This window comes from Mycobacterium sp. 1245499.0 (genome assembly GCF_001673615.1).
GTDB lineage: Bacteria > Actinomycetota > Actinomycetes > Mycobacteriales > Mycobacteriaceae > Mycobacterium > Mycobacterium europaeum_A.
In genome coordinates, this window is record NZ_LZMG01000053.1 from 1 (window position 1) to 18,374 (window position 18,374).

Sequence of the window (18,374 nt, forward strand, 5' to 3'; positions counted from 1 at the left end):
CTGGGTCGGCTCGGTGAAGGGGGCCAGTTGCGAGGCGGTCGCCGCGGAGCCGGCGTAGGTGTACATGGCGGCGGCGTCTTGGGCCCACATTTCGGCATATTGGGCCTCGGTCGCCGCGATCGCCGCGGTGTTCTGGCCGAAGAAGTTCGTCGCCACAAGCGACGTCAGCAACGCGCGGTTCGCGGCGATCACGGTCGGCGGGACCGTCATCGCGAAAGCGGCCTCATACGCCGCCGCCGTGGCACTGGCCTGCGTGCCCGCTTCGTCGGCCAAGACCGCGGCGTCGCTCAACCACGCGACGAAGGGGGCGACACCGGCCATCATCACTTGCGATGTCTCGCCCAGCCATTGGGAGGTGGTCAACTCGGCAGTCACCGACGAGTAGCCGGACGCGCTCGACGTCAATTCGGCCGCCAGGCCGTGCCAGGCCGCGGCCGCGGCCACCATCGGTGCCGAGCCCGCGCCGGTATACATTCGTCCCGAGTTGATCTCCGGCGGTAACGCCCCGAAGTCAATCATCGATCCGCCTCACCGGGTCGGTGTCGGGCAGCGAACGCCGTTGTGCGGGTTCGCATTCCGGGTTGATCTCATCGACGCTGCGTCGTGACGTGCGCGGGCCCAGGGCGAGCACCGCGATGATCGCGATGCCCAACGCGACCGCGACGACGGCGAACATCGCGGCGGCGCCGTAGCGGTCGAGAACCGGTATGAGAACGAATGGCGATGCGCCGCTGGATAACCGGGACAATGAATAGGTCCAACCGACCGCGGTGGCGCGCACCGCCGTCGGGAAAATCTCCGCCTGGTACACGTGGTAGACGTTGGAGAAGACATTGCTGGTCGCGGTGGTCAAGAAGCCGAACAGGACAATCAGCAGCACCGACGACTGGGTCGCGAACATCAGACCGAAAGCACCGACCGCCACGATCGAGCCGACCAGCAGGAATTTGCGTTCGAACCTCGCCATCAGCGGGATAGCCATCACCGATCCGACCGGATACCCGATGAACGACAGCGCGCTGAACAGCATCGACGAGGTGATGGGGTAGCCGCGATGCACCAGCACCAGCGCGGACAGGGTGCCGAACCCGTAATAGCCGAAGGTCTGGAACAGGTGGAATAGCACCAGCATCACCAGTCGGCGGTTGTACGGCGCATCCCGCAAGAGCGTCTGCGCGGACCGACGAGGGCCGGGCCGTACTAGCACACCGTGGGGGCTATCCGAATTGCTCTGCACGCCAGTCATATTCGATCCAGCGGTGAACTTGGCCAACGCTCGCTGCGCCTCGTCGAAACGTCCCGCGTCGGCAAGCCAGCGGGGGGACTCGGGCAGCCATCGGTTGAGCGCGTAGACGATCGCGGCGCCCGTCGCGCCGATGGCCAGCAGCCAACGCCAGCCCGCGACACCGAGCGGCGAGTGCCCGGTCAGCCAAACCGACAAAAACCCGGCGAACGGTACGGCGAGGTAAGAGCACGTGTAAGCGGCGGCGGCCAGCCGGCCGCGGCGCGCCTTCGGCAGCACATCGGCAAGATAGGAGTCGGCAACCGGATACACCGCGCCGACGCCCACGCCGGCCAGGAACCGGGTGACCACCAGCACCGCCGGAGACGGGGCGAAAGCACCGGCCAGTGAGAACGCCGAAAACCAGCCCAGCCCAAGCAGAAACGCTTTGCGGCGTCCGATCCGGTCAGCCAGTCGCCCGAAAAACGCTGCGCCAAGAAACATTCCGACGAAGGCCGAGGCCAGCACCAGCTTGAGCACCGTGCCGCGCACGCCGAATTCGTGCCGCAGGGCGGTACTCATGGTGCTGGACAGGAAGATCTCGTACATCTCGAAGAACAGGCCCAGGCCCACAACGACGATGACCCTGCGATGTGCCCGCCCTACCGGCATGTCGTCCAATAGCTCGCCGATGGTGCTCCAGCTCGTCGCCATGACTCGTGACGTCGTCATTCCCCAGCTCTCTCGTCCCACAACGTGGTTTCTCGCTTCCGATGTGATCAGCAATACACCCGGCCGACTGTAGTGGATTGAGTCACAGTAGGGAAGACTCAGGAAGCCATAATGTAGGTTCTGATGCACGATGTGGTTAGAGAGGTGTCGAATATGGACAGATTCAATGGCGGACCACTGGACGGCGTGCGCGTCCTTGAGCTCGGCAATTACATCGCCGCACCGACCGCCGGGCGGCTCTTGGCCGATTTCGGCGCGGAAGTGATCAAGATCGAACGACCCGAGACGGGAGACGAGCTGCGTAGCTGGCGGCTCTACTCGGGCACGACCTCGATGTTGTTTCGGACCATCAACCGCAACAAGAAGTCTGTGGTGTTGGACCTCAAGACCGAGCACGGGCAGGCGGCGGTGCGCGAACTCGCCCGCTCCTGCGACATCGTGCTCGAAAACTTCCGGCCGGGGACCTTGGAGAAGTGGGGTATCGGGCCGGCCGAACTGAGTGCGCAGAACCGGGAGCTGATCATCGTGCGCCTCTCGGCCTACGGCCAGACCGGACCACGGCGCCGGCAACCGGGATTCGCCGCGGTCGCCGAGGCGATGGCGGGCCTTCGCGCCCTCACCGGCGAACCGGATCGCCCGCCATCACGCGTCGGCGTATCCATCGGTGACTCGATCGCGGGTCTTTATGCCGCATTCGGCGCATTGGTGGCGATGCAGCAACTCCGAAAGGACCGGATCGCCGGACGATCCACGTCGCTGGCCGACCGCACCGTGGACGTCGCGTTGACCGAAGCGATCTTTTCGGTGATGGAATCGTTGCTCCCCGAATACGACGCGTATCACGTCACCCGTGCCCGGTGTGGCGGGCGCTTGGAAGGTGTAGCGCCCTCGAACGCCTACCTGTGCCGCGACAGGCGATGGGTGGTCATCGCCGGCAACGGTGACGCGATCTTCCGGCGGTTGATGCGGTTGATCGGCCGGCCCGACCTGGCCGGCGCTGCGCGGCTGAGCAACAACGCGCAGCGCTGGGAGGCGCGCGACGAACTCGACGACGTGATCGGCCGGTGGACGGCTCAACTGCCCACCGATCACGTGCTGGCCGCGCTGGAGGCCTCCGATGTTCCCGCCGGTCCGATCAACACCGCTCCCGACATCGCCGCCGACGAGCAGTTTCTGGCGCGCGGCATGATCCAGCGAATGCCCGTGTCCACCGGCACCGAGATCCTGCCCGACGTCGCATTCCCGGGCATCGTGCCGCGCATCGGCGACTGCCCGCGCGAAATACAAAGCCTCGGACCGGATCTGGGTGAACACACCGAGGAGATCCTGGGCGCTGCGGACACCGAGCTGCACCTCGACGGCCTCGACACGCCGGAGGTGATCAAATGAACCCTTCAGTCCAACTGCGTGACGTCACCCTGCGCGATGGCCTCCAGCTCACCGGCAAACCCCTCGACACGGAGCGAAAAGTCGAGTTGGCACGGCTGCTCTTGGCCTCGGGCATCGACGCAATCGAGATCGGCGCGATGGCGCGACCCGACTTGGTGCCGCCCATGGCCAACACCCTCGACGTCATCGCGGCGCTGACTGCCGAGGAGCTGCGACGGTGCTGGGTGTGGACGGCTACTCCGCGGGGCATCGCCCGCGCAATCGAGGCAGGCGCACGCAATTTCCAGTACTGCGTGTCGGTCAGCGACGAACACAACCTGGCCAATGTCGGGCGCACCACCGCTGACAGCATGGCCGCCCTTCCGGAAGCCGTCGACCTCGTCACGGCCGTCGGTGGCCAGCTGCAGCTGACCCTGGCCACGGCGTTCACCTGTCCATACAGCGGTGCCGTCGATCCGCAGCGCGTCCTCGACCTGATCACCGACGACCGCGCGGTGGCCGTCGCGAGTGTGGTGCTGTGTGACACGCTCGGCCAAGCCACCCCCGACGACGTGCATCAGCTCGTCGGGGTCGTCGGCGACGTTGCGCCGTATCACGAGATCGTCTTCCATGGGCACGACACGTGGGGCATGGGAGTCGCCAACACCCTGGCCGCTATTCGCGGGGGCGCCACCATGGTCGACGGAGCGCTCGGCGGATTGGGCGGTTGTCCTTTCGCGCCGGGGGCAAGCGGCAACACCTCCACCGAGGACCTGCTGTTTGCGCTGCAACCCCGATACCTGACTCCGGCGGTATTCGCCGACATCGTGATCGCCGCTGGGCGGCTTCTGGCGCAGCTCGGCGAGCCGAACCGTTCGAAAGCCGCCCAGGGTGCGCGGTCCACCGCGAGCGCGTTCGAATGGTCGATCAGCCAGGAGCTTTCTGCCTGAGCCGGCCGGCCCGGACGATTCGCCACCTCCCCTCCTGCCGCTGCACCAGCCCGGCCAGCTCGAGCATCGCCAGCGGTCCCAGCGCCAGCTCAGGCACCATGCCCGAGGCGACCGCGATCTCGTCGACGGTGACGGCGCCGCGGCCCGGCAGCGCCTCGTAGACCCGGCGTTCGGCGTCGCTGAGGCCGTCGAGCGGCGTCGCGGGGTGCGAATCCTGCGCCGCCAGTTCGCCGATATGGCCGATGAGCTCGATGACGTGGTCGGCCCGGGTCACCAGCTCGGCGCCGTTGCGCAACAGCGCATGGCAGCCCGCCGACGCCGAGGACGTCACGGGTCCGGGCACCGCGGCCACCACCCGCCCCAGCGCCCGCGCCCAGGCCGCGGTGTTGGCCGCCCCGCTGCGCAGGCCGGCTTCCACCACCACGGCGGCCCCGGCCACGGCGGCCACCAGCCGATTGCGGGTCAGGAATCGGTGGCGGGCGGGGCGGATACCTGGCGCGTATTCGCTGAACAGCAGCCCGTGCTGGGCGATCCGGTGCAGCAGCGCGGTGTGACCGCTCGGGTAGGGGACGTCGAGCCCGCCGGCCAGGACCGCGACGGTGATGCCGTCGCAGTCCAGCGCGGCGCGGTGCGCCGCGCCGTCGATGCCGTACGCGCCTCCCGAGACGATCGCGACGTCGCGCTGCGCCAACCCGGCCGCCAGTTCGCCGGCGACGTGCTCGCCGTACGCGGTGGACGCGCGCGTCCCGACCACGGCGGCCGCCCGGTGCGCGACCTCGTCGAGCCGGACGGGTCCCAGCGCCCACAACACCATCGGCGGCACCGTCGGCGCACCGCCACCCGGGCGCGGTGCGGCACCGTGGAACGCGCCGAACGCCAGCAGCGGCCATTCGTCGTCGTTAGGGGTGATCAACCGGCCGCCGCGCCGGGCGAGTAGCTCGAGATCGGCTGCACTGCAGTCGATTTCTCGCCTGGCCTCGGTGCGACGAGCCAGGTCGTCGTCGACCAGGCCACGGCGGACCCGTTCGGCCGCCTCGACCGGGCCGACGCCCCGCACCAGCGCGGCGAGTTCGGCGCAGGGCGGCTCGGCCACCCGGGACAGATACGCCCAGGCGCGCAGCGCGGGGTCGTCGAGCGCCGTGGTCATCGCCGCGCCCCCCGGGCCAAGAACGCGCCAAGAATCCTTTGAGCCCCGCGCGCGAGTGTGGTGTCATCAGCCGCCCGCCGCACGCCGGCCCGCAACGAACGGAACGACCCATGATCCTCGACCTGCCGATGGTGTACAGCGTGTCCGAGCGCCCAAAGAACCCCTGGGCCGTCGCGGCGTTCGTGCTCAGCCTGGTCAGCTGGATCGGTTTTCCCATTCCCGTGATCAGCATCGGCCTGGCCTGCATCGGGCTGCGCGAGATGGAACACCGGGGCGAAAGTGGCCGTGCCATGGCCCAATTCGCCCGTGCGTTCGCGATTCTGGTGAGTGTCGCGATAGCGGTGCGGGGTGGGCACACCGATTGGCTGAGCATGGCGCGCTGGTAGCGCGCCCGGCCGCTGCCTCGCCGCGCTCATCGCTGCGCCCCGGGTTGACGGAAGCTCAGTGCGGCGGCGACTTCGTCGGTCCCGGGCGACGTGCGGCCCGCCAGGTCGGCCAGGCTCCACGCGACCCGCAACGTGCGGTCGAGGCCACGGATGCTGAGCAGCCCGCGGTCCAGCGCGCGTTGCAGCGGCTCCATGGCCGCGTGGCTGGGACGGAACTTCCGGCGCAGCAGCGTCCCGCTGACTTCACCGTTGGTGCGAAACCCGTGCGGTAGCCAGCGCTGCGCGGCGGCCGCGCGGGCCTGCGCGACCCGACGGCGAACCTGCGCGGTCGATTCGGCGTCCCCACCCGCGAACGCCCCGGCCTTCACCTGATGCATCTGCACGCGCAGGTCCACCCGATCCAACAGCGGTCCCGAGAGCTTGCCCAGGTAGCGGCGCTTGGCCGCCGCCGCGCAGATGCAGTCCTGCGGGTCGGCCGGCGCGCACGGGCACAGGTTGGCGGCCAGCACCAGCTGGAAGCGGGCGGGATAACACGCCACGCCGTCGCGGCGGGCCAGGCGAATCTCGCCGTCCTCCAACGGTGTTCGTAGGGCCTCCAGCGCGCTGACCCGGATCTCGGCGCACTCGTCGAGGAACAGCACCCCGCGATGTGCGCGGCTGACCGCGCCCGGGCGCGCCATCCCGGACCCACCGCCGACCAGCGCGGCGACGCTGGAACTGTGATGGGGCGCCACGAACGGCGGCCTGGTGATCAACGGGGTGTCACCCGACAACAGCCCGGCCACCGAGTGAATCGCGGTCACTTCCAGGGACTCGTCGTCCGTCAGCGGCGGCAGCAGCCCCGGAAGGCGTTGCGCGAGCATCGTTTTGCCGACGCCGGGCGGGCCGGTGAGCATCAGGTGGTGCGCCCCGGCGGCGGCCACCTCTACCGCGAACCGCGCCTGGGTCTGCCCGACCACGTCGACCAGGTCCGCGGCGGGCTCGCCGTCCGTGGGTTTGACGTCGATCCGGCCGTCGAGGGCGCCGGTGCCGCTGAGCCACTTGTGTAGCTGCTTCAGGGTCCGCACGCCCCACACGTCGATGCCGTCGACCAGGCTGGCCTCGGCGAGGTTGTCCACGGGAACCACCACGGCCGGCCAGCCGTCGCGCTTGGCGGCCAGCACCGCGGGCAGCACGCCGCGCACCGGCCGGACCCGGCCGTCCAGGGACAGCTCGCCGAGCAGCACCGTCTTCTCCAGCCGGTCCCAGGGGTTTGTGCGCTGCGCCGAGAGCACCGCGGCGGCCAGGGCGATGTCGTAGACCGACCCCATCTTGGGCAGGGTCGCCGGCGACAGCGCCAGGGTGAGCCGTGCCTGGGGCCAGGAGTTGCCACAGTTGGTGACGGCGGCCCGGACGCGGTCGCGAGACTCCTGCAGGGCGGCGTCGGGCAGGCCCACTAGGTGCACGCCCGGCAGCCCGGAGGTGATATCGGCTTCGATCTCCACGGTCTGCCCGTCCACGCCGTGCACCGCGACGGAGAACGCGCGTCCCAACGCCATCAGCCGATCCCTTGCAGGTGGGTGATCTCGGGGGTGCGGCGGCGCCCGACCCGCACCCCGATCACGTCGATGCGGATCGCGGCCCAGCGCTGGTGCTGGCCGGCCAGCCACAGCCCGGCCAGCCTGCGCAACCGCCGCACCTTGCGCGGAGTGACGGCGTGCGCCAGCCCGCCATAGCCGTCGCCGGTGCGGGTCTTCACCTCGACGAACACCACCGTCGAGGTGGCGTCGTCGCGGGCGATGATGTCGAGTTCGCCGTAGCGGCAGCGCCAATTGCGCTGCAGGATGCGCAATCCCATCCGGGTCAGGTGATCCACGGCGAGCGCCTCACCCATCGCCCCCAGCTGGATCCGGGTCATGGTCGTTTCGGTTGTCATGCGGGCCACGGTGCCCGGTGACCCCGACGGGACGGGCCGTCGACGCCACCCGAGGCCGCCCGCGGCCCCCGGTTATCCCCAGTGCGGCGTCCATCCACAGCCGGCGCAGAAACGCTAGCGGCGATCGCAAGCGCGGCGTAGCCGGGCGCCGCGGGTCGCCGCCATCGACCTAGCGGCGATCGCAAGCGCGGCGTAGCCGGGCGCCGCGGGTCGCCGCCATCGACCTAGGTGATCCGATCCGCCCTGGTGTAGATGTTCATCGAGTCCTCCCGCAGGAACGCCACCAGCGTGATGCCGGACTCCTCGGCCAGCGAGACCGCCAGCGACGACGGCGCGGACACGGCCGCCAGCACCGGAATCCCGGCCATCACGGCCTTCTGCGTCAACTCGAACGACGCCCGCCCGCTGACCAGCAACACGGTGGACTGCAGCGGCAATCGCCGGTGCTCGGTCGCCCAGCCGATCACCTTGTCGACCGCGTTGTGCCTGCCGACGTCCTCGCGCACCACCAGCATCGCGCCGTCCGCGCCGAACAACGCCGCAGCGTGCAGGCCCCCGGTGCTGTCGAAAACCTTTTGCGCGGAACGCAATTGACCGGGCATCGCCTCGAGGGTGGCTGCGGCCACGGTCGCATGATCGGTGCCGGGCGAGAACCGGCTGAGCAGCCGCACCGCGTCCAGTGACGCCTTGCCGCACACCCCGCACGAGGAGGTGGTGTAGAAGTTGCGGGTGACGTCGAGAACGGGCTTCGGCACGCCGGGCGTCAGGGTCACGTCCAGCACGTTGTACGTGTTCGCGCCGTCGTCGTCGCGCCCGGCGCAGTAGCGGATGCTGTGTACGTCGTCGCGGCCCGCGATGACGCCCTCGGTGAGCAGAAAGCCTTGGGCGAGTTCGAAATCCGATCCCGGGGTGCGCATCGTCACGGTGACCGCCGCGCCGTCGACCCGAATCTCCAACGGCTCCTCGACGACCAGGGTTTCCGGTCGGGTGATCGCTTCACCGGCGGACAGATGCGTCACCCGCCGGCGCGACGTGACGTGACCCACTAGGCGATTTCACCGCCGGCGGCGACGTCGCGAGACGCGGCGAAACGCTCAAGTCCCATCGGATCAAACTACCTTGGCCGGCGGGCGGCCGCCGAGCAGAACAACGCTCTCACACCCCCGAGGCCAGCGCTTCCAGCGTCTCGGCCGACGAGTGCAGCGGGCGCCAGCCCAGCTGGGTCTTGGCCTTGGTGGTGTCCATGACCATCGACGTCCGCGCGGTGTGCAGCCATTCCAGCATGGACGGCACCCGCGGCACCCGTGAGATCGCCGCCGAGGCCGCAGTGGCGGCGACGGCGGGAACCCGCACCGGCCGGCCACCCAGCGCCCTGGCCACATCGGCCACGGTCACGACCCCGTCACCGGCGATGTTGTACACCCCCGGCGGCGCCGGGGCGGTGGCCGCCAGGGCGATCGCCGTCGCGACGTCATCGTGGTGGACCAGCTGCAGGGGGTAACCCGGATCGGGCACCACGGGCTTGAGCACCGGGACGGCCTTGACCACCGCACGCACCGGGCCGGGCAGCTGGTTCCACGGCATGGCGTCGGCCAGCGCGGTGGCCTTCGGGCCCGCGACGATGCACGGCCGCAGAACGAACACCTCGAGCGGCGAATCCTTAGTGATGTCGGCCAGCAGCGCCTCGCAGGCCGCCTTCTGCTCGGAGTAGTAGTGCTCGGCGGACCCGCGGGGGGAGACGTCCTCGGTCAGCGGGACGGGATTGTCGGAGTGGTAGCCGTACGCCGCCACCGACGAGGTGTACACCAGGCGGCGCGGCCGCTCGGCGGCCACCGTCGCCTCGAACAGATTGCGGGTGCCCTGCAGGTTCACCCGGGCGCTCTCGTCGCGCGACCCCATGATGATGAAGGCCAGGTGGATCACCACGTCGGCCCGCGCGACCAGGGCGTCGACGGCCTCACGGTCCAGGATGTCGCCCTGCTGGTAGGTGGTTTTCAGCCAGCCGCGCGACGACGGGTCGAACGGCCGGCGGGCCATCCCGATGATCGCGTCGACGGCGGGCTCGCGTTCCAGCGCCGTCACCGCAGAGATACCGATCTCCCCGGTTGGTCCGGTCACCGCGACGGTCACTCCCATTCAGAACGTCCTTCCCTCCTGCGGCCAGCCGAAACCTCGCGCACGTGGTAGAACCATCTTTCCAATGTCTCGCGATTCGTGAGTGTTTGGACGTGCCTTCCGCGCATCGTCAGCGGGTTTGGCGGTCATCGGTGACCAGCAAGATCCCCGAGATCGGCGCATCAGGACGAAACGGCGTGTAAGGCTGGTACCGGCGGCGGATAATCTACGGCGATCGAACGCGGATAACACCGCCGACACCGCAGGAACGAGGCATGACATGGCGGACCAATCGATGACTGGCGCGGACGCACCCGCGACGGGCGGAGAGAAGGCCGACCCGGCGACGGTTTTCGCCGCCCTCGCAGAAATCATTTATCAGGGCTCCGACGCCAACCAGATGTATGCGGCCATCTGCATCGCCGCCACTCTGACAGTCCGTGGCTGCGACCACGCCAGCCTGTTGGTGCGCGAGAACGACAAATACATCACCGTGGGCGCCAGCGACCGGCTCGCCAAACAGATCGACGACATCGAAAGGCGGGCCGGCGACGGCCCCTGCATCGACGCCATCGAAGAGGAGACGCCGCAGATCGACACCGACCTGACGACCCCCTCGCTGTGGCCGCGACTGGCGAAAATCCTGGTCGCGGAGACCCCGGTGCGCGGCGCGATGGGGTTCCGCCTCCTGATCGACAAACGCAAGGGGGCGGCGCTGAACCTGTTCAGCGACACCCCGAACATGTTCGACTCCGAGTCCGCCGGGCGGGCCGCGGTGCTGGCCGCGTTCGCCAGTGTCGCCATCAACGCGGTAGCCAAGGGCGAGGACGCCGCCAGCCTGCGCCGCGGGCTGCTCAGCAACCGCGAGATCGGCAAGGCCGTCGGCATGTTGATGATGCTGCACAACATGAACGAGGACGAGGCGTTCGATCTGCTGCGGCGCCACTCCCAGGCGCTCAACATCAAGCTGGCCGACGTCGCGCGTGAGGTCATCGAGCAGCGGGGCCAGCTGCCCACGCCCGGCGAGCTTCCGACCAATATCTGACGGCGGCTATTCGGGAAGCCGCAACTCGGGTTTTTCGACCTCTTCGATGTTGACGTCTTTGAAGGTGACCACCCGAACCTGCTTGACGAACCGCGCCGGCCGGTACATGTCCCACACCCAGGCGTCGGACAGGCGCAGCTCGAAGTAGACCTCGCCGTCGGCGTTGCGCGGCGTCATCTCCACGCTGTTGGCCAGGTAGAAGCGCCGTTCGGTCTCCACGACGTAGCTGAACTGGCCGACGATGTCCTTGTATTCGCGGTACAGCGAGAGCTCCATCTCGGTTTCATACTTTTCGAGATCTTCTGCACTCATCTGCTCAGACGTCCTTCTCCGAAGACAGTTTTCCCGGACCTCCCGGCGCTAGCCGCCGTTCGCCGGGGTGGGAATCCTGTTCCCATCTTTCCTCACCGAGATCCGTCGCGCTGCAGGGGTGGGTCCGGTTTGCACTCGGCCACCACCCGGCCGCCCGCGCCGTTGGCCACGCGCCGCACGTTGATGAACGAATAACGATGCTCGGGGCACGGCCCCAGCCGCGCCAGCGCCGTGCTGTGCGCCGGCGTGCTGTAGCCCTTGTGCAGGGCGAAGCCATAACCGGGATGGTCGGCCTCCATGGCCACCATCAACCGGTCCCGGCTGACCTTGGCCAGCACGCTGGCCGCCGCGATACACGCCGCGACGGCGTCGCCGCCGATGACCGGCAGCGACGGCACGGCCAGGCCGGGCACCCGGAAGCCGTCGCTCAGCACGTAGCCGGGCCGCACGGACAGCCCGGCGACGGCACGGCGCATGCCCTCGATGTTGGCGACGTGCACGCCGCGCCGGTCCACCTCCGTGGGCGGGATGAACACCACGTGGTAGGCCAGCGCATAGCGGCGAATCAACGGGAACAGCTTTTCCCGGGCGGCCTCGGTGAGCTTCTTCGAATCATCAAGGGCGGCAAGGCTTTCCATTCGCCCCGGCCCGAGCACGCAGGCCGCCACCACCAGCGGTCCGGCGCAGGCGCCGCGACCGACCTCGTCGACGCCGGCCACCGGGCCCAACCCGCTGCGGTACAGCGCCGATTCCAGGGTGCGTAACCCCGACGACTTACGGATCACCGTCCGCGGCGGCCACGTCGTGGCCATGGTTACTTACTCTGCTGCGGGTTCACCGATCCCACGCCACCCCACCGGGACGGCGGCCACACGATGAACCTGGCTTTCCCGATCACGTTGGACACCGGCACGGTTCCCGAGGTGGGGTCGCCGGTGCACAACACCCCCTTGAGGGCTTCGGCCGGCACGCTGGTGCAGTGGGCGCGCGAGTCCGCCGAGTGCGTCCGGTTGTCGCCCATCACCCACAGCCGTCCCGCCGGGACGGCGACCGGCCCGAACTCGCTGCCCAGGCACGGGTAGACCGACGGGTCGGCCGCCATGGTGTTGCGGTCCAGGTACGGCTCCTTGAGCGGCTTGCCGTCGACCGTCAGCCCGGTGTCGGCCCGGCATTGCACCGTCTGCCCGCCGACCGCGATGACGCGCTTGACCAGGTCGTTTTCGTCCGGCGGCACGAAACCGACGAAGGACAGGGCGTTCTGCACCCAGCGCAGCACGGTGTTGTTGGACCGGATCGACTTGTAGCCGAGGTTCCACGGCGGCGGGCCCTTGAAGACGATGACGTCGCCGGGGCGCGGCGCGCTGAAGCGGTAGCTGACCTTGTCCACCATGATCCGGTCGCCGACGCAGCCCGTGCACCCGTGCAGCGTGGGCTCCATGGATTCCGACGGGATCAGGTAGGGCCGCGCCACGAAGGTCAACATGACGTAGTAGAGGACGACGGCGATCACCGCGAGGATCGCGAATTCGCGCAACGTCGAACGCTTGGGGTCCGCCGGATCGGCCGCCTCGGGTGTTTCCGTCACCGGCGCCGGTTCGGGGATCGACTCGGCGGTCGTCGCGGCGTCGTCGGGCCGCATCTGAAGGTTGCGGGTGGAGACCTTCGGATCTGACTCGCCGGCGTGGGGCTCGGGCTTCGATGAATCCGCGGTATCGGTCACGAGATCAGCGTAGCCAGCCCACGTTGTGGCCCGGTAAACCGGCAAGCGATCCGCACCGGAGGGCCGAAGGACGAATCATCAGCGCCGCCAAGGCGTCCCGGCTCAGCGCTTCTCCTTGATCTTGGCCTTCTTGCCGCGCAGTTCACGCAGGTAGTACAGCTTCGCGCGGCGGACGTCACCGCGGGTCACCACCTGGATGTGGTCGATGTTGGGCGAGTGCACCGGGAAGGTGCGCTCGACGCCGACGCCATAGCTCTCCTTGCGGACGGTGAAGGTCTCACGGATGCCACCGCCCTGGCGGCGGATCACGACGCCCTTGAACACCTGGATGCGCTCCTTGGCGCCCTCGATGACCTTCACGTGCACGTTGATGGTGTCGCCCGGGCCGAAAACCGGGATATCGTCGCGCAGCGACGCCTGATCGACGAAGTCCAGCCGGTTCATGCGAGACACTTCCTTGCGGTCGCGGCCGGCGGCAGCTACCCACACGCAGGTGTGGGGCGGTCGCCAAGCCGATGGTTTCGGGCTTTCTGGCGTATCTCGCAGCAGGCGGGAAACGGCTCAACCGGCCTGCAACCGCTGGAGACAACTGGTCAATTGTGCCAGACGGGGCGCGTGCCGCGAAAATCACAGCAAGTCGGCGGTTCGTGACGCGCCAAACGCGCTGGTAAATGGTACATATGACTGGGGTCAGAACGCGCTACCCGCACGCAAGCGTGATGGCCGGTGCAGGTGGCGCGACGGGTCCCGCCCTTGCACTGTGCCGCAGTCACGCCGGAGGAGACGAATGCGGGTACGTCCGCTGACGCTGGTCACCGCCACCGCGGCGGTGACGTTGGTGGTTGCCGCCGGCTCCGAGGCGCTCGTCCAGGCGAAGGTGTACACCCTGCCGGTCGCCGCGCCCGTTCGGGTCATCTCCGCGCCCCCCACCTCAGCTCCCCCATCGGCTCCCCCGCAGTCCGCCACCGTGAGGCTGGAGGCGGCCGCCCCGTCCCAGCCGCCGCAGGCGCTGGCGAACCCCGGATTCTCCCAGCTGCAGGCCCGCATCCAGCAGGCCGCCGACGAGGCCGCCGGCAGCGGCGCCGCCCTGTCGGTGGCCATCCTCGACCGCACCACCCACCAGCTGATCGCCAACGGCAACAGCCAGATCATCGGCACCGCGTCGGTGGCGAAGCTGTTCATCGCCGACGATCTGCTGCTGCACGAATCCGAGGGCAAGACGCCGCTGAGCGCCGACGACCGCCAGGCGCTCGACATCATGCTGCAGTCCTCCGACGACGGCGCGGCCGAGAGGTTCTGGGGTCAGGGCGGCGGGGCCGCCATCATCACCGAGGTGGCCGCCCGCTACGGCCTGGCCTCCACCACCCCGCCCAGCGACGGGCGCTGGTGGAACACCATGAGCTCGGTGACGGATCTGATCCGCTACTACGAGATGCTGCTGGACGGCTCGGGCGGGCTGCCGGCCGACGACGCCAAAATCATCGTCAACGACCTGGCCCAGTCCACCCCCACCGGGCTGGACGGCTACCCGCAGCGATTCGGGATCCCGGACGGCCTGTACGCCGAGCCGGTCGCGGTCAAGCAGGGCTGGATGTGCTGCATCGGCAGCGACTGGATGCATTTGTCGACCGGCGTGATCGGGGCCGACCGCCGCTACATCATGGTGGTCCAGTCCCTGCAGCCCGCCGACGACGCCACCGCCCGCGACACCATCACCCGGGCGGTCAAGACGATATTCCCCGAGGGCCGCATCGAGGCGCCCCGGCACGGGCTTTAACGAGCCGAGTCGCCGTCGGGCTCTGACAATTCGGGCTCCGACAATTCGGGCGCTGACAATTCGGGCTCTAGCAGTTCCGGCCGGCGTTCGCGGGTGCGTTGCAGCGAGATCTCGCGGCGCCAGGCGGCGACCCGCGCGTGGTCACCCGACAGCAGCACCTCGGGGACGTCCAGCCCGCGCCAGCTCGGTGGCCGCGTGTAGCTGGGTCCCTCCAGACGCCGGTCCAGTGCCGGCGAGTGCGAATCCTCGCGGTGCGACGCGGGATTGCCAAGGACCCCGTCGAGCAGGCGCAGCACGGCCTCGATCATCACCACGGCCGCCGACTCGCCGCCGGGCAGCACGTAGTCGCCGATCGAGACCTCTTCGACCCGCATGCGCCGCGCGGCGTCGTCGATGACCCGCTGGTCGATGCCCTCGTAGCGTCCGCAGGCGAACACCAGGTGGGTCTCGGCGCTGAAGCGCGCGGCCGTCGCCTGCGTGAACAGGCGGCCGGCCGGGGTGGGAACAACCAAAAGTGTTTCCTCCGAGGCGATTTCGTCGAGCGCCTCGCCCCACACCGGCGCCTTCATCACCATGCCCGGGCCGCCGCCGTAGGGCGCGTCGTCGACCGAGCGGTGCACGTCATACGTCCAGCGCCGCAGGTCATGAACCCGCAGATCGACCAGGCCGGACCGGATCGCCTTGCCCGGCAACGATTGCCGCAGCGGATCCAGATAGGCCGGAAAGATCGTGACGACGTCGATTCTCATATCGAGGGCCTACAGGTCCAGCAGGCCTTCGGGCGGATCGATCTCGACGGTGCCGTCGTCGAGGGACACCGCGGTGACGATCGCGGACACGAACGGCACCAACACTTCCCGCTCCTGGTCGCCGGACTCGCGCCGCACTGCGAGCAGTTCACCGGCCGCGGTGTGCAACACCTCGGCGACGACGCCCACCTGCTCGCCGGCGGTGGTATGCACGCGCAGACCTTCGAGCTGATGGTCGTAGTAGGTGTCCGCCTCGTCGATGTCGGGCAGGTCCTCGGAGTCGACCACGAACAGGGTGCCGCGCAGCGCGTCGGCGGCGTCGCGGTCGGTGACCCCGGCCAGCCGCACCAGCAGCCGCCCGCCATGCTCGCGCGCACTCTCGATGACACAGCTGCGCTCCGTACCCCCGCGAGAGGGCTTGGCGCGCAACGTGTTACCCGGCGAGAACCGGGCGGCGGGATCGTCGGTGCGGATTTCCACCACCAGCTCGCCGCTGATGCCGTGGGCTTTCACCACGCGCCCGACGGTCAACTCCAAGGGAGTTCCATGAGCCGCGCCCCGCTACTGGTCGGTGTCCACCACGTCGACGCGGATGCCGCGACCGCCGATCCCGGCGACCAGCGTGCGCAATGCGGTCGCGGTGCGACCCCCGCGGCCGATCACCTTGCCCAGATCGTCGGGATGGACGTGCACCTCGACCGTCCGTCCCCGGCGGCTGGTCACCATGTCCACCCGGACGTCGTCGGGGTTGTCGACAATCCCGCGAACCAGGTGCTCAACAGCGTCAACGACAACCGTACTCATCGCCCCGATCAGCTTTCGGTGGTCGACTCGGCCTGCTCGCCGCCCTCGGCGGGCGCCTCGGCCTGCGCGGCGGTCTCCGCCGGGGCCTCGGCCGCGGCCTGCGGCTCGGCGGCGTCGGCAGACTCCTCTGTGCCCTTCGCCGCCTTCTTGGCGGGGGCCTTCTTCTTCGGCTTCGCGGCCTCGGTGGTCGGGCCGCCGTCGGCCTCGGCCAGGGCGGCGTTGAACAGTTCGAGCTTGCTGGGCTTGGCCGGGGCGACCTTCAGGCGGCCCTCGGCGCCGGGCAGGCCCTTGAACTTCTGCCAGTCGCCGGTGATCTTCAGCAGCTTGAGCACGGGCTCGGTGGGCTGGGCGCCCACGGACAGCCAGTACTGGGCGCGCTCGGAGTTGATCTCGATGAGGCTCGGGTCTTCCTTGGGGTGGTAGCGGCCGATGACCTCGATGGAGCGGCCGTCGCGCCGGGTGCGGGCGTCGGCGACGGCGATGCGGTACTGGGGATTGCGGATCTTGCCAAGCCGGGTGAGCTTGATCTTCACAGCCATGGTTAAGCGATTCTCCTGTGTGTGTCACGCTGCAATTCGGCGATCGGGGCCCGATGCCCGGATCCGGTTTTGCCTCGCGTGTAGTGACCGGCCGGGCCCCGAAAAGAAACGGTGATCGCTCGGCGGACAGCCGCCCATTGTGCCAGACCAGGGGCGGTGATCAGAAATCGCGCACGCGGTGACAGGCGGGGCTCATGTTGCCGACTCACATCACCTTCTGGAAGACCTTCGTCTCCGCCCGCCGGGTCATGCGCCAGCCGTCGGGCGTGCGCACGAACTCGTCGTCGTACCAGAGCCCGCAGAACAGCGCTCTTTCCTCTTCGCCGGCCTTGGTGCCACCAAGCACCATGGGGTTGAAGCAGATCACCCGCGACGAGGCCGTGTTCCCCTCGATCCGGACCGAGAAGTTGCCGAGCATGTGCGCATACACCGGGAAGTTGGGCAGCACCTCGGCCAGCCACTTCTTCACCTCCGGGTACCGACCCTCGATGCCGCCGAGCGCCGTGTAGTCGATGTAGGCGTCGGGCGTGAACACCTTGTCCAGATCGTCGAATCGCCGGTTGTCGATGGCGGTGGAGTAATCCACCAGCAGCTGCTGGATCTCGAGCCGATCCGAGATCTCTTCCAGGCTCAACATGCATCGGACAGTACTGAAGATCCGCCCCTGGCAGGGGCGGAAGTTAGACTTTGCGGCCATGCGCAAGCTCACGGCCCTGGGGCTCAGGGTGGCCGCTACCGTCGTCGCAGTCGGTACCTGCACCGCCACCGTCGCCATGTCCACCGCGTGGGCGGACAGCATGCAGCCGGTCGGCTCGATGCCCATTCCCGACGGTCCGGCGCAGACCTGGATCGTGGCCGACCTGGACAGCGGGCAGGTGCTGGCCGGCCGTGACCAGAACGTGGCCCACCCGCCGGCGAGCACCATCAAGACGCTGTTGGCCCAGGTGGTCCTGGACTCGGTGAGCCTGGACTCGACCGTCGTCGCCGACGTCGCCGACACCCAGGTGGAGTGCAACTGCGTCGGCATCAAGCCGGGGCGCACCTACACCGCGCGCCAACTCCTGGACGGCCTGCTGCTGGTCTCGGGCAACGACGCCGCCAACACGCTGGCGCACATGCTGGGCGGCCCGGACGCCACGGTCGCCAAGATGAACGCCAAGGCGGCTTCCCTGGGCGCCACCAACACGCACGCGGCGACACCGTCCGGGCTGGACGGGCCCGCGGGTTCGGGCGCGTCGACGGCGCACGACCTGGCGGTCATCTTCCGCGCCGCGATGGCCAACCCCGTGTTCGCGCAGATCACCGCCGAGCCGTCGGCGATGTTCCCCGGCGACAACGGCGATCACCCGATCACCAACCAGGACGAGCTGTTGCAGCGCTATCCCGGCGCGATCGGCGGCAAGACCGGCTTCACCAACGCCGCGCGCAAGACCTTCGTCGGGGCCGCCGCCCGCGGGGGCCGCCGGCTGGTGATCGCGATGATGTACGGGCTGATCAAAGAGGGCGGACCGACGTACTGGGATCAGGCGGCGACGTTGTTCGACTGGGGATTCGCGCAAAGCCCGCAGTCGAGCATCGGCTCGCTGTAAGTCG

The 18,374-nt window shown here is 69.0% G+C and carries 21 protein-coding genes and 1 pseudogene; 6 read left to right on the forward strand and 16 right to left on the reverse strand.

What is annotated here, in order from left to right:
* Positions 1-519: PPE family protein (locus A5646_RS02375; protein WP_304441917.1), on the reverse strand; the 519-nt coding region annotated here is incomplete at its 3' end.
* A complete protein-coding gene (locus A5646_RS02380) occupies positions 512-1,954 on the reverse strand; it encodes an MFS transporter (RefSeq protein ID WP_197505097.1) in 1,443 nt (480 codons plus the stop codon). The genes A5646_RS02380 and A5646_RS02375, both read right to left, overlap by 8 nt.
* A 153-nt stretch (positions 1,955-2,107) precedes the next feature.
* Here A5646_RS02380 and A5646_RS02385 point away from each other — a divergent pair, with 153 nt between their 5' ends.
* Both A5646_RS02385 and A5646_RS02390 read left to right on the forward strand, forming a co-directional pair.
* A complete protein-coding gene (locus tag A5646_RS02385) occupies positions 2,108-3,343 on the forward strand; it encodes a CaiB/BaiF CoA-transferase family protein (RefSeq protein ID WP_067019591.1) in 1,236 nt (411 codons plus the stop codon).
* Positions 3,340-4,272 (forward strand): hydroxymethylglutaryl-CoA lyase, encoded by a 933-nt coding sequence (locus A5646_RS02390; RefSeq protein WP_067019594.1) that lies wholly within the window; start codon positions 3,340-3,342, stop codon positions 4,270-4,272. Before A5646_RS02385 ends, A5646_RS02390 begins: the two co-directional genes overlap by 4 nt.
* On the opposite strand, the gene dprA is transcribed toward A5646_RS02390, so the two are convergent.
* Positions 4,250-5,419, reverse strand: a complete 1,170-nt coding sequence (gene dprA, locus A5646_RS02395) for a DNA-processing protein DprA (protein ID WP_067019597.1) — start codon at positions 5,417-5,419, stop codon at positions 4,250-4,252. The genes A5646_RS02390 and dprA overlap by 23 nt on opposite strands.
* Before the next feature lie 110 nt (positions 5,420-5,529).
* Between dprA and A5646_RS02400 the strand changes: the two genes are divergently transcribed.
* The gene (locus A5646_RS02400; protein WP_067019599.1) at positions 5,530-5,805 is read left to right on the forward strand and encodes a DUF4190 domain-containing protein; all 276 of its coding nucleotides are present in this window, start codon (positions 5,530-5,532) and stop codon (positions 5,803-5,805) included.
* A 26-nt stretch (positions 5,806-5,831) separates the two neighbouring features.
* Here the strand turns inward: A5646_RS02400 and A5646_RS02405 are convergent, their stop codons facing one another.
* The 4 genes from A5646_RS02405 to A5646_RS02420 form a co-directional block, all read right to left on the reverse strand.
* Entirely contained in the window at positions 5,832-7,343 is a 1,512-nt protein-coding gene (locus A5646_RS02405) for a YifB family Mg chelatase-like AAA ATPase (protein WP_067019602.1), read from the reverse strand.
* Positions 7,343-7,720, reverse strand: a complete 378-nt coding sequence (locus A5646_RS02410) for a YraN family protein (RefSeq protein ID WP_066870365.1) — start codon at positions 7,718-7,720, stop codon at positions 7,343-7,345. Before A5646_RS02410 ends, A5646_RS02405 begins: the two co-directional genes overlap by 1 nt.
* A gap of 224 nt (positions 7,721-7,944) precedes the next feature.
* A complete protein-coding gene (gene fdhD / locus A5646_RS02415; protein WP_067019606.1) occupies positions 7,945-8,766 on the reverse strand; it encodes a formate dehydrogenase accessory sulfurtransferase FdhD in 822 nt (273 codons plus the stop codon).
* Positions 8,767-8,875: 109 nt separating this feature from the next.
* Positions 8,876-9,856: an NAD-dependent epimerase/dehydratase family protein gene (locus A5646_RS02420; protein WP_067019609.1), complete on the reverse strand. Its 981-nt coding sequence runs from the start codon at positions 9,854-9,856 to the stop codon at positions 8,876-8,878.
* Positions 9,857-10,115: 259 nt separating this feature from the next.
* Between A5646_RS02420 and A5646_RS02425 the strand changes: the two genes are divergently transcribed.
* A complete protein-coding gene (locus A5646_RS02425; protein ID WP_067019612.1) occupies positions 10,116-10,880 on the forward strand; it encodes a GAF and ANTAR domain-containing protein in 765 nt (254 codons plus the stop codon).
* A 6-nt stretch (positions 10,881-10,886) separates the two neighbouring features.
* On the opposite strand, the gene A5646_RS02430 is transcribed toward A5646_RS02425, so the two are convergent.
* The 4 genes and pseudogenes from A5646_RS02430 to rplS form a co-directional block, all read right to left on the reverse strand.
* On the reverse strand, positions 10,887-11,192 hold the full coding sequence (locus tag A5646_RS02430) for a DUF2469 domain-containing protein (protein WP_003875077.1): 306 nt from the start codon (positions 11,190-11,192) through the stop codon (positions 10,887-10,889).
* Positions 11,193-11,196: 4 nt separating this feature from the next.
* Positions 11,197-12,004: pseudogene (locus tag A5646_RS02435) on the reverse strand (ribonuclease HII).
* A 2-nt stretch (positions 12,005-12,006) separates the two neighbouring features.
* Positions 12,007-12,912: a signal peptidase I gene (gene lepB / locus A5646_RS02440; RefSeq protein ID WP_066870178.1), complete on the reverse strand. Its 906-nt coding sequence runs from the start codon at positions 12,910-12,912 to the stop codon at positions 12,007-12,009.
* 102 nt (positions 12,913-13,014) lie between these two features.
* Complete coding sequence (gene rplS, locus A5646_RS02445) at positions 13,015-13,356, reverse strand: 50S ribosomal protein L19 (protein ID WP_064877853.1); 342 nt, start codon at positions 13,354-13,356, stop codon at positions 13,015-13,017.
* 343 nt (positions 13,357-13,699) lie between these two features.
* Here rplS and A5646_RS02450 point away from each other — a divergent pair, with 343 nt between their 5' ends.
* Positions 13,700-14,689, forward strand: coding sequence for a hypothetical protein (locus A5646_RS02450; RefSeq protein WP_067019618.1), 990 nt, complete (start codon positions 13,700-13,702; stop codon positions 14,687-14,689).
* Here the strand turns inward: A5646_RS02450 and trmD are convergent.
* The 5 genes from trmD to A5646_RS02475 form a co-directional block, all read right to left on the reverse strand.
* Positions 14,686-15,438: a tRNA (guanosine(37)-N1)-methyltransferase TrmD gene (gene trmD, locus A5646_RS02455; RefSeq protein WP_066870174.1), complete on the reverse strand. Its 753-nt coding sequence runs from the start codon at positions 15,436-15,438 to the stop codon at positions 14,686-14,688. The two genes, A5646_RS02450 and trmD, sit on opposite strands and share 4 nt — an antisense overlap.
* A 9-nt stretch (positions 15,439-15,447) precedes the next feature.
* Positions 15,448-15,975: a ribosome maturation factor RimM gene (gene rimM, locus A5646_RS02460; RefSeq protein ID WP_066870169.1), complete on the reverse strand. Its 528-nt coding sequence runs from the start codon at positions 15,973-15,975 to the stop codon at positions 15,448-15,450.
* A 24-nt stretch (positions 15,976-15,999) separates the two neighbouring features.
* Positions 16,000-16,242 carry an RNA-binding protein gene (locus A5646_RS02465; protein ID WP_003878715.1) on the reverse strand — a complete coding sequence of 81 codons (243 nt, stop codon included), beginning with the start codon at positions 16,240-16,242 and terminating at the stop codon, positions 16,000-16,002.
* Between the two features lie 8 nt (positions 16,243-16,250).
* The gene (gene rpsP, locus A5646_RS02470) at positions 16,251-16,781 is read right to left on the reverse strand and encodes a 30S ribosomal protein S16 (protein WP_067019620.1); all 531 of its coding nucleotides are present in this window, start codon (positions 16,779-16,781) and stop codon (positions 16,251-16,253) included.
* 205 nt (positions 16,782-16,986) lie between these two features.
* On the reverse strand, positions 16,987-17,418 hold the full coding sequence (locus A5646_RS02475) for a nuclear transport factor 2 family protein (RefSeq protein WP_067019623.1): 432 nt from the start codon (positions 17,416-17,418) through the stop codon (positions 16,987-16,989).
* Between the two features lie 58 nt (positions 17,419-17,476).
* Here A5646_RS02475 and A5646_RS02480 point away from each other — a divergent pair, with 58 nt between their 5' ends.
* Entirely contained in the window at positions 17,477-18,370 is an 894-nt protein-coding gene (locus A5646_RS02480) for a D-alanyl-D-alanine carboxypeptidase family protein (RefSeq protein ID WP_066870159.1), read from the forward strand.
* Positions 18,371-18,374 lie beyond the last annotated feature (4 nt).